Origin of the sequence: Flammeovirga aprica JL-4 (assembly GCF_012844305.1) — a bacterium.
Lineage (GTDB): Bacteria > Bacteroidota > Bacteroidia > Cytophagales > Flammeovirgaceae > Flammeovirga > Flammeovirga aprica.
The window spans coordinates 1-11871 of sequence record NZ_JABANE010000170.1; the positions used below are offsets into that span (position 1 = coordinate 1).

The 11871-nt window shown below is 36.2% G+C and carries 7 protein-coding genes; 2 read left to right on the forward strand and 5 right to left on the reverse strand.

Features of this window, described 5'->3' with window-relative positions:
* Positions 1–211 precede the first annotated feature (211 nt).
* The 4 genes from HHU12_RS35165 to HHU12_RS31430 form a co-directional block, all read right to left on the reverse strand.
* Positions 212–538, reverse strand: a complete 327-nt coding sequence (locus HHU12_RS35165; RefSeq protein ID WP_394353221.1) for a RagB/SusD family nutrient uptake outer membrane protein — start codon at positions 536–538, stop codon at positions 212–214.
* A gap of 46 nt (positions 539–584) precedes the next feature.
* Positions 585–1613: a RagB/SusD family nutrient uptake outer membrane protein gene (locus HHU12_RS31420; protein WP_205960046.1), complete on the reverse strand. Its 1029-nt coding sequence runs from the start codon at positions 1611–1613 to the stop codon at positions 585–587.
* A 13-nt stretch (positions 1614–1626) separates the two neighbouring features.
* Positions 1627–5007, reverse strand: a complete 3381-nt coding sequence (locus HHU12_RS31425; protein WP_169660702.1) for a SusC/RagA family TonB-linked outer membrane protein — start codon at positions 5005–5007, stop codon at positions 1627–1629.
* A gap of 63 nt (positions 5008–5070) precedes the next feature.
* The gene (locus tag HHU12_RS31430; protein WP_169660703.1) at positions 5071–6042 is read right to left on the reverse strand and encodes a FecR family protein; all 972 of its coding nucleotides are present in this window, start codon (positions 6040–6042) and stop codon (positions 5071–5073) included.
* Positions 6043–6220: 178 nt separating this feature from the next.
* Here HHU12_RS31430 and HHU12_RS31435 point away from each other — a divergent pair, with 178 nt between their 5' ends.
* Positions 6221–6775: an RNA polymerase sigma-70 factor gene (locus tag HHU12_RS31435; protein WP_169660704.1), complete on the forward strand. Its 555-nt coding sequence runs from the start codon at positions 6221–6223 to the stop codon at positions 6773–6775.
* A gap of 558 nt (positions 6776–7333) precedes the next feature.
* Here the strand turns inward: HHU12_RS31435 and HHU12_RS31440 are convergent.
* Positions 7334–9928 (reverse strand): TonB-dependent receptor domain-containing protein, encoded by a 2595-nt coding sequence (locus HHU12_RS31440; protein WP_240971218.1) that lies wholly within the window; start codon positions 9926–9928, stop codon positions 7334–7336.
* A 372-nt stretch (positions 9929–10300) separates the two neighbouring features.
* On the opposite strand from HHU12_RS31440, the gene HHU12_RS31445 reads away from it, so the two are divergent.
* Positions 10301–11431, forward strand: a complete 1131-nt coding sequence (locus tag HHU12_RS31445; RefSeq protein WP_169660705.1) for an acyltransferase family protein — start codon at positions 10301–10303, stop codon at positions 11429–11431.
* Positions 11432–11871: the final 440 nt, after the last annotated feature.

The window sequence follows — 11871 nt, forward strand, 5'->3', positions numbered from 1 at the left end:
AACTCCTCGAAAATCCAAAATATTATTCTGAGGAGTTTTATTTCCTTTTGACAATGCTAAGTTAGTACGCTATCGCTTAACACTTGCGCTAAGGAGAATTGCCTCCCCGACTGGCGCGAATGTTTAGCGATAGCGACATTCGTGCCTAAAGGATATTCAGAAATCTCCTGATTTCTAAAAACATATTTTGTGGTTAAGTCACCACAAGTTATTAATACCCCGGATTCTGCTTAATCGCTGGATCTGTATCAATCTGTGATTGAGGGATTGGCATCAATAATCTGAATTCAGGAACGGTGATGTTTTGACCTCTTTCTTCAAAGTGAGCGTTCATTACTTCAATCACTTTACCTGTTCTTAATAAGTCAAACCAACGATGTCCTTCTCCTACTAACTCCAATCTTCTTTCTTCTGCAATAACAGCATCCAAATCAGTTGTTAAAGTCACTTCTGAAACATTCGACCTTCTTCTGATACTGTTCAATCTTTCCAATGCTAAAGAAGTATTGCCTAACGCATTTTCAATTTCAGCGGACATCAATACTACGTCTGCATAACGAAGGATGACATAGTCGCTACCGCAATCATTTTGATCCGTAACAGGCAGGTGCTTCCATTTTTCCAGAAACGTAATAGATCGTCTCTACAGGCAATACAAATTGATCCTTACGAGCATCGTTGTCATCATACAAATTATACAATTGTTGAGTCGGGATATTATGACCTTTTCCACCTGCGAAATGTCCTGATGGAGAACACATTCTGTAGTATTGAGATCCCATTACATTACCGTTGATTCCTGAGGCAAACTTTGCAGCAAAAATCACTTCAGCGTTTCCTTTATTGGCAATCGTAAATACTTCTTCACCTTTTTCTAACAGTTGGTATTGGTTAGAATTGATGACTTCATCGATATACTTCTTTGCATTCACTTTGTCATCTAATGTCAAATATACTTTGGCTAATAAAGCCTGAGCGGCACCTTTTTCAACTCTTCCATCCATATCTCCTTTTACTGGCAATTCTTCAATCGCTTCTTCTAAATCGATGATGATTTGCTCATAGATCAAGTTCAAATCTGTTCTACCCTGCCCGAAATGATCGTTGACATCCGTTGTTTCTGTAATCACCAAAGGAACATCTCCAAAAAGACGAACCATATTGAAGTACATCAAACCTCTGATAAACTTCATCTCTCCCATTCGGTTGATTTTTACTTCCTCATTTTTGAAAGCAATATCAGTAATACGATTTAAAACGGTATTACACCTCTGAATCGTACGGTAAGATTCTCTCCAATTAGAAGAGATTACGCTATTGGTAGGGATTGTGGTAAACTCATCCAATTCACCATAATTACCTCCGTCATTGGCAGGCACTTCATCAAAAGTATTGTCAGAAGGAATTTCACCTAAAACAGGCATATTGGTACCGTAAAGACCGTTTCCTCTTAGCATACTATATGCACCTGTTACTGCCTCTTCAATCTCTACCTCCGTTTTGTAAAACTTATCTCCATCCTTTTCAGTGATTGGGTTTTGGTCTAAACTAAAGTCACATGACGATAGTAAAACGGTTAGGATTAATATATATAAACTATTTCTAGTCTTCATGATTGTGTTTGATTTAGAATTTAAGATTAGCACCTAGTAAGTAAGACCTTACAATGGGGTGAGGGTTATTTGTGATCCAGCCTTGCTCCAAGTTATTGGTGTTTGAACCGTCCATATTGATACCTTTATAGCTAGTAATCGTCAATGGATTGTTGGCTGTAGCGTAGACTCTTAGCCCAGCTATATTTAATTTTTGAAGCACTGATTTTGGTAAATTATACCCTAAAGTCACGTTTCTTAAGCGTAAATAATCACCGCTTACTACATCAATGCTACTACCTCTTGTGTTCTTTCTTGCCGCTGAGAAATTACCCATGTTTGGTCGTGCATAATGACCATTTGGATTGTGTTCTGGATGATAGTAATTATCATAATAATCTTTGGTTGGTACGGCAAAACCTTCTCCTGTATTTGACTGCATCATGTCTCTATCAAAGATCTTACGCCCTTGAATACCATTGAATGTGAAAGAGAAATCAAACCCTTTGTAAGTTAAATTGGCACCAAAACCGTAATGAAAATTTGGCTCATAAGTCCCCAATGAAACCATGTCGTTCTCATCAATTACACCATCACCATTTACATCTCTGACAATATAATCTCCCAAAAGTGTCCCTTGTAAATGAGCCGAATTATCAATCTCTCCCTGATCTTTATACACACCAATAATATCATAACCAATCATTTCTGCCATTGGGCCACCCACTCTCGTTCTGAACGAGCCATTGTAACCTGTAATGATCTGTTCTTGACCCGGTGCTAATGATAAAATCTCATTGTTGTTCGTTGTGATATTGGCATTAAAACCAATTGTTACGCCACCGATATGGAAATCATAACCTTGTAATTCTAATTCAAAACCGTTGTTTCTTAAAGAGCCAATGTTCTGTAATGAAGTAGAATAACCTGATTGTTCAGGAACTGGAACTTCTAGTAATAAGTCTGTTGTGATGGAATTATAATAGTTGGCTGATAAGTTGATTTTCTTTAGCAACTGCATATCAAAACCAATGTTGTAAGAATCGTTAGTCTCCCATGATAAGTTAGGGTTAGGAGCTGTAGTTGCTGAATATCCTGGGTGTAATCCCCCTCCGAAGATATAATCTGTTTGTGTCACTAAGGCTTTAGATCCGTAAGCTCCTATTTGGTTGTTACCCGTTTGTCCCCAGTTGGCACGAAGCTTTACAAACGTCACTACATCTTGCTCTGGGAAGAAATCTTCTTTGGATAAAATCCATCCACCTGAAACCGAAGGGAAGTAACCCCACTTTGAATTATCACCAAATCTTGATGAACCATCCGCTCTAGCCGCTAGTGCCATTTGGTATTTTCCTTTGTATGAATACTGCAAACGACCTAATACAGATTGTTGCGTCCATGTGTAACGGTAAGCATCCACATTAAAAGAAGAGGCACCGCCGATGTTGTCCACATTATCATCAACCATTCCCATACCAATCACTCTTGTTCTTGTACCGTCTTCTCTCTGCATCGTCATCCCTGCCAAAGCACTGATATTATGGTCTCCAATGACTTTGTTGTAAGTCAAGATATGTTCAAAAAGGTAATTAAAATACTTGTCATTGATCTCTCTTGCTTCCGCTGGCTTGGTAGGGAAAGGCTGTCTATACCCTCCAATGCTGTTTGGTGAATAGAAATCTGTAAACTCTCCATTATAATCCATACCTGCTGAAAGTTTATATTTCAAACCCTCCAACAATTCTACGCTTGCGAAAGCATTACCAAACGTTCTGAAACGAGTCATAACATCTTTAGTATACGTCAAAAGTGCCAATGGATTCTCTTGTAATGCACCATCTTCAGGAGCATTTGCCTCATGTTGATCGCCGATATTAATAGTTCCATCAGGGTTATAAGGATCAAAGAATGGGTAAGCGATCCAAAGGTTTGAAATAGCAATATCCGAACCTTGCTCAATCACTGAATAAGCTGTGTTCAAACTAACACCTGCCTCCACTCTGTCACTTAATTTCGTTCTCAAATTAAGGTTGGCGGTAAACCTTTCCATACCAGTAGTCGGTACAATACCATCTTGCTCCATATAGGCAACATTGGTATAGAAACTTGTCTTTTCATTACCTCCATTCAGTGAAACGCTGTAGTTACTGATCGGGGCATTTTGGAAAAGGTGATCATTCCAATTCGTATTTGTCAAACCTTGTTCTCCTCTCAAATAAGGATCTACATAATGTAATCGATACTCTCTTTTTGAAGCTCCATTTGCCGCTCTAACATCTGGGCTATCGTGGATACTTCTATTTGCAGGATCTTTTGAAACATACCCCCAATCACGTGCATGAGTAAAGAATTGTGCTGACTCATATGCATCAGCGTAGTCCACTAAACTTGCCGCCTGTTGAATACCTGTGAAATAGTCGAAACTCACTTTGGTTTTTCCTTGATAACCTTGTTTTGTGGTAATCAAAATCACACCATTAGAGGCTCTTGAACCATAAATCGCTGAAGATGCCGCATCTTTTAATACGTCAATGGAAGCAATAGAACTTGGAGGAATATCGTTCATTGAAGTTCCTTCCGAAAGTGGCATTCCGTCAACCACAATCAATGGATTCGTTCCGGCTGTCAACGAAGAAGTACCACGAATTGTAATCTTTGCATCTTGTCCTGGTGCAGCGTTATTTTCATTAATCAATACACCGGCCATCTTACCGACCATTTGTTGATCAAGACCACTTGCCGCGTAGTTTTGCAATTCATCCGAACGGACACTAGAAATCGCACCCGTCACCTCTTCTTTGGATTGAGAACCATAACCGATCACTACTACTTCTTCCAATTCCTGTGTGTTGTCTTCCAACTGAATTGAGAAGTTTGTTGCTGCTCCTACCACTATTTCTTTTGTGATAAAACCCACAAAGGAAACAATAAGAACTGATTCTGATGAAGGCACAAGCAATTCAAACTCTCCATCTAAATTAGTAATGGAACCGATGTTAGTCCCTTTCACCTGTACAGCGGCACCGATAATAGATTCACCACTCTTGTCCGTCACCTGCCCTTTGATACGAACTTCCTGTTGTACTTCTTTGGCAGATGGCGTAATGATGATATTATCTCCAATTCTCTTCAAGTCGTAACCTTCTGCTTTGAGCTGAGCCGTCATTGCTTCAAAAGTTGCAGCTTCTGAAACGCTGATCCACTGGGCATCATCCACGTTGTTACTATAAGAAAATTGAACATTAAATTGTTTTTCTGCCTTTGAAAGATAATCTCTCAATTGCATTTTTTCTACTGTGATAGTCGTAGAAATACCCTCCGTAAGTCCACTTTCATGGGCAAATGAGGATGTAGTGAGCCCTCCTAAAAGAAAAAATATTCTTAAGGCTCTTGAAAGTTTCGAAGAAAATTGCATAAATTTGCGTAACGAAAATTAGTTAAGAGGTATTCGACTGTTGCAGCAGTCTAGTACCTTTTTTTATTGTAAAATTATTAGTTGGTTTTTCTTTTCAATTTTGCATTCTAAGAGGATCTCCAAAAGTGCTAATACTTCTTCTAGCTGATCACCCTTATTGATTTTAGTTGTTATTTTTCTCTCCAAAAGTTTTTGATTTTTCACTTCAATAGAGATTGGATACAACCTTTCCATTTTATTGATTACTTCTTTCAATGAAGCATAATTAAAGACCACCTGACCACTCAGCCAAGAAGTTCTATTTAATTGGTTTTCAGTAATGACACTTCCCTTCTGAATTTCTTTATCAATCACATAAGTCTGCCCCGGTGACAAAGTGGTGACATCACTGTTTAATGCATTTTTCAGCTTTACCTTTCCAGTTAATAAGGCCACAGAATTCTCTTTATCTTTAGCATAAGTAGAGACATTGAATGAGGTCCCTAATACGGTTACTTCCAAGTCTGATGCATTGACTTTAAAAGGATGTTCCTTGTCTTTTGTAACATCAAAAAAGGCTTCTCCTACTAAGTTTACTTTTCTAAAGTCACCTTTAAATGCAGCGGGATATTCCAAAGAAGACTTTGAGTTCAGCAATACTATTGTTCCATCAGCAAGTAGTATTTCTTTGCTCTCACCAAAACCAGTGCTTTGTGTCAGTATTTTTTCTTGCTGATCAATATAATTATAGCCCCCTATAAGAGATACTAGTACAACCACTGCTGCCCCTATATATTTACTCCATTGTTGATAAAAAGGAATTACCTTCGTTTCCTTCTTACTATATTCAATAGTTTGCATTAAATGATCTGCTGATCTAATGGCCCTATCAGACACTTTTGCAGGAGCATTCCAAAGCTTTTTTGATTGCTCAAAATCTTCTTTAAATGAAGCATCAGAAAGCATTTTCTTAATGAAAAGATCTCTTTCTTCCTCACTTAATTCCTCTGCAAGTGCCTTGCCTATTAGACTATATGTTTCTTTGTTTTCTATCATATTTTTTGTCATTCAATAGTAAAGACAAAGTGTGAGATTAGATACCCCCATAGAAATTTTTGAATTAATGTTTTGATAAATTATGTAACACAAGGTTCACAATATTTACAGTCGTTAATACAAAATTTAAAATTGCTATAACGCTGAGCAGGGTATGAAATTGTAGTTTTGTATTGCTATGGAAGACGAAAACAACAATACTTGGCGACTAATTCAAAATGGGGATGTTCATCAGTTCAAAACTTTATATTTAGAGCTTTATGACAACCTATTACTTTATACTCATCACATGGGTGTTACTCATTCTGATGGTGAAGATATCATCAGTCAGGTATTTTTTAAACTGTGGGAAAACAAGGAAAAAATTGAGATTGAAGGATCATTAAAAGGTTATTGTTTCCGTAGTGTCAAAAACGCTGTCCTTAATTTTAAAAACTCAGCAAAACAACGCTATGAAGGTGAAGGTTCTGATTATTTTGAGTTTGAGAAGAATCAGCCCTTCGAAGAGTATACCGAATTGAATTTAGAGGCAGAAGATCTCTCTACCTACATTGAACAACTTACCAATGAATTACCCCCTGCCAGCCAGAATGCTTTCCGAATGAGTAGAAATGACGGGCTTACTTATAAAGAGATTGCTGAACTTTTAGAGATTTCTCCAAAAACAGTGGAGAAACAAATTGGGCAGGCTTTGGCACATTTGAGGAAGAAGTTGAGGGCGGTGGTAGTTTAAATTATATTTTGTAGGGATGTTGCATTGAAACGTCCACTGTACCACTTTAAAACATTTTACTGTTCAATACAAGAGAATAAATATAAAAAACCTCTTCAGTCATTAGGACCAAAGAGGTTTTTGTTTTTTGTTATAAGTTGAAAACTTATTCAATATGTAAGTTCGTAGTGACGCTACCGCTTAACACCACGAACAGTGGGGTATTTAAAATGAAGAATTAAGAGGGAAGAATGATGGTTCGTAAAATGATTTTTATGGTGGTTCAGTGGACGTTGCAATGCAACATCCCTACAACGGCATCCATCATAAATGATATTCTACCAAAAAAATGAAAGTAGATTGTAGAGGCGTTTTAGTAAAACGTCCACTGAACCACCATAAAAAACATTTTGCTATTCAATACATAAATATAAAAACCTCTTCAGTCGTAGTGACCAAAGAGGTATTTGCTTATGGTTCGTAGAGATAGCATGAATGCGATCTCTACGGGGGAATTCTAAACTAAGACGATATCCACAACACCATTCTTAATTCTTCATTCTTAACTCTTAATGAAAACTAGAATTCTTTCGCACCAAATTCAGACTTCACTTTCTTCGACTTGTTCTTCAAGCTATTGAAGTTATATGTAATGTTAATGATCAATTGATCAACCTCATATACATAGTTGGTTGTCGTGTAGAATTGTTGTCTTTGAGTAGATCCATCAGCTAATCGTGCTGTATAGTCTCCTCTTGTTGTGATGCGTTGCTCGTTGGTGTCCAATAATCCCATGTCCATGTTCAACCATTGGAAATTCACAGCCAAGCGGTTATCTAAGAATGTTTTCTTAATAGATAAATTAGGGCTATAGAATCTTGAATCCTCACCTTGGGCTGTCACTCTTTCCGACAGGTAATTGAAGGCGAAGTTCGTAGATAAGGTCTTCGTGATTTGGAAGTTCGTATTGATGTTAAAGCTATACTGCCATGCTTTTGTATCTACAGGAATTGAGATCATCCAATCACGGTCTGTATCATCATAATCAAACTGACCTGTGATATGTTGGTGATAAACGTTACCACCTGCATAGAAATCCCACCAATCAGTCAATTTCAATGAAGTTCCTATTTCCAAACCAAACACTTTAGAATTACCCACATTCGTATAAACACGGTTCAATACCGAATCACTATCAAATGTATTTGTTCTGTTGATCAAGTTTTCAGTATTTCTGAAATACGCTGTAGCGAAAATAGTATGATCACCAATTTCTTGTGTAGCTCCCAATTCTACCAAATCAATAAACTCTGGTAATAAGTCAGCATCACCTTGCTCCAAGGTCTCCGAGTGTTCTTTCTCTTTGAATGGATTCATTTTGAAAGTAGTCGTTCTCTGTACACGCTTTGAGTAAGCCGTTTTCAATGCAAAACCGTCCGTTACTTGATATTGTAAATTAGCAGATGGGAACAATTTGAAGTAATCATAGTTTTTCACCTCTCTATTGTTTTCTGGCATTAATTGACCATTTTCATACCCCAAGAAATCCACTTGACGATCCATATATTCTGCTCTTAAACCGGCTCCATACGTCCATGCTCCTTTTTCACCTGAAAGCTGACCATAAGCTGAGTGAATGTTTCTTTGAAGGTTTAAATTAGAAGAATAGTTATCTACAATTTCCCAATCCCCAGTAGGTTTTCCATCCTGCAATTGCTCTCTTTCATATAAAAAATCACCTTTATGATCCAACGATCTGAATTGATATCCAATCTCAAACTGCCCTAATTTTGAAGGCTTAAAGCTGTAGTCAATATTTGCTCTGAAACCATTTAAAGGGTTTTCATTGGTATTTCTTTCTTTCAGGTAGTAATATTGACTTTCTACAGGTGTTGTAAATCCATGTCTTTGGTTGTCGTTAAATGTAGGACCACCCAATAACGTGTATTCATATAATACCGACGCTGAAAGTTTTGAAGCATTCGCAAATTTGTGATTAAAATCGAAACTAGTCACGAAGAAATCTGACTGTCTGTTTCTTGAGTTGTGGTTATAATATTTGAAAGCTTCCGAAGGATCTTGGTCTGCAAAACGGTTATCATTATAATAGATATCTGCTAAACGCGTTTTGTCTCTGATACCACCCATAGCGGCAAAGTTGAAACTTGTGTTTTCCGTTGCTTGATATCCTAATGATAAGTTGGCTGAATAATTTTCTTCCACATAAGAACGCTCTCCATCCGACGGGAACATGAATTTAGGATCATCATCAATCTGCGTCCATACATCACCTTCTCTTCTACCCGACTTGTCGTTTCTTTGGTAAGATGCACCTAATGCCCAGTTCAGCTTGTTTTTTTGCTGTGCAATTGTGAAATCACCACCATAACGCAAAGGATTTTTACCATTGTTGTAGTTTTCAACTGCCGGTAAACCATACCTCACATTTACTTGAGCATAAAGATTATCTGTTGCTCCTTTTGTGGTAATGATATTGATAATACCTGCTTTTCCTTCTGAATCATATTTTGCAGAAGGAGCTGTGATTACTTCCACATTCTTTACCGCATTGGCAGGCAATTGGTTTAAGATTGTTGCCGCATCTGACTGTACAGGCTTACCATTCAATAAAACCACAAATCCAGATGATCCTCTTACAGACAAATCACCTTCAGCATTGATACTTACCGACGGCATATTTCTCAATACATCCGTTGCAGTACCACCAGCTGCTGCTTCAAATTTTGTGGCATCATACACCTGACGGTCTACTTTAGTTACAGCTGTTAATTGCTCCCCTTTCACCTCAATTTCCTGAAGCATCTGATTGTCTTCCTGAAGAGCAATTGAACCAAGGTTTACTGTGTTACCAGAGAGAGAAATTCCACTTTTTGTAAAAGTCTGGAAGCCCATAAAAGCTACTGTCAGCCTATAAGACCCTTTTTTAAGTTTTGCCAAAGAAAAGGCTCCTTTAGCGTCTGTAACCACACCGGTTACAAGGCTGTTATCCGCTTCATTGTACAATGCCACAGTGGCATATTCAATCGGATTTCTGCTGCTTGCTTCTTGCACTTTTCCTGTAATACGGTTTTGTGCAAATAGCATAGATGTAGAGATAAGAGTCATAGTCACACACATGACTAACATTCTCACTGCTTGAGTGATCAATTTCATTATTTTGATAGTTTGTTAATTGTTAGATAAATAACTTTCAGTAGTGAATTATAATTCTGTAAAGTATTAACTACTTGTTTTTTGCTACGCTCAAAGGTAATTAAGATAAATTATATTAATGAGGTCTATTTGAAAGAAAAAAGGTCTAAAATATGTCTTTTTTAATCCAATAATTGACAATAATTAATAAATCCCCTCTAAAATTAGTTATTTTTTAGGTTCTATTACACAAACAGAAAACGTGATAATCCGTTGATAATAAAAACATTAAAGCTGAATATATAAAAGGGAAATTGTGATAATTGAACGGCCCCAATTATATTCTTAACAATGAATAAAATACTATCTTTGTTGCTTTTAAAGAAGGGCATAATGGGAACATTTTTTAATATTAAAATCAGTGATAACAGAATTTATGGTTTAGATATTCTGAGAGCAATCGCTATTTTATTTGTAATATTTGAACACGGAAAGTACTTTCTTCCCCTTAGATGGGGTCGTTTTCATGATATTCTTATTTTTGATGGTGTTTCTTTCTTCTTTGTCTTGAGTGGGTTCTTAATTGGAGGTATTTTAATCAAACAACTTGAAAATAATCAACCTTCAACAAAACTCCTTTTCAACTTTTGGATAAGAAGATGGTTTCGAACACTGCCTAATTATTATTTAACCCTTCTAATATTATTTGGGTTTAATATTCTACACAACAACGGGTTAGAAATATGGAGTATCAAAAGTTATTTTGTTTTCAGCCAAAACCTGTTTTACAAACATCCTGACTTTTTTCCTGAAGCTTGGAGTTTGAGCGTTGAAGAATGGTTTTATATTATCACTCCTTTATTTATTTTTCTTTCTATTCACTTCCTAAAATTTTCAAATCAGAAAGCCGTCTTGTCCGTTGCTTTAACGCTGATAATTACCATTATATTTTTTCGTTTTTATAAATACGCTCATATCAATATTCAATCTTCTTTCGAATGGGATATTCTGTTTAGAAAGCAAGTTATTACAAGATTAGATGCTCTGATGTATGGCGTCATCAGTGCTTATTGTCATCATTATTTCAAAACCACTTGGTTGAAATACAAAAAAAAATTATTCTTTCTTGGGTTGTCTTTACTTACTGTTGTTAAAATAGAGTTCATTACTAGTATCATTTCACATACCGGTTTTTATAACTGTGTTTTATCTTTTTCTGTGACTTCTTTAGCTACTGCATTATTGCTTCCTTTTTTGTATGAAATAAAATCAGGACGAGGTGTAATTTATAAAAGTATTACAACCCTAAGTCTTCTCTCCTACTCTATGTATTTACTCAACTTATCTGTGGTACAGCTTAATATTATTTATGCAATACCTTGGACTAGTTTAACTGAAAAGAGTTATATCATTGCGATATCACAATACGGACTCTATTGGGGATTAACGCTGATAGGATCTTGGATTATTTATAAATACTTTGAAGTACCTACAACTCGACTTCGTGATAAGGTGAAATTTTGATTAAAAGGTTTTCGTGTAAAAAAAATTATAATCAACATTTCTACAAATTTATTAGGCTAAACTTTCAAACTTCCTTCTTCTTCATTTTTATCTTAACACAAAACGAAGCAAAAAATTCAAGGCTTTGAAGGCAAAAGCTAAAATCCATTCGTGCCCTTAAAATCATTAAAAATCTCCTAATTTCTAAACACAATAAATATTCGAAAATTCAGATTACAATGTGTTTATGTTATTCTTCTGAAGAAATGATTTGTATATTGTCAATACTATCTAGATAAATCATTAAAAGGCTAAACTATTTGTACTTTTCAAACAAGGCAATTTGTTTGAGATTCACATTACCTAAAGTAAAATACTAATGAAACTAATAAGTACTGAGACAAATTAAAATATAAGCTATATTTATACCCTAATTATGGGTCGTAAAACAAAAGTTATAG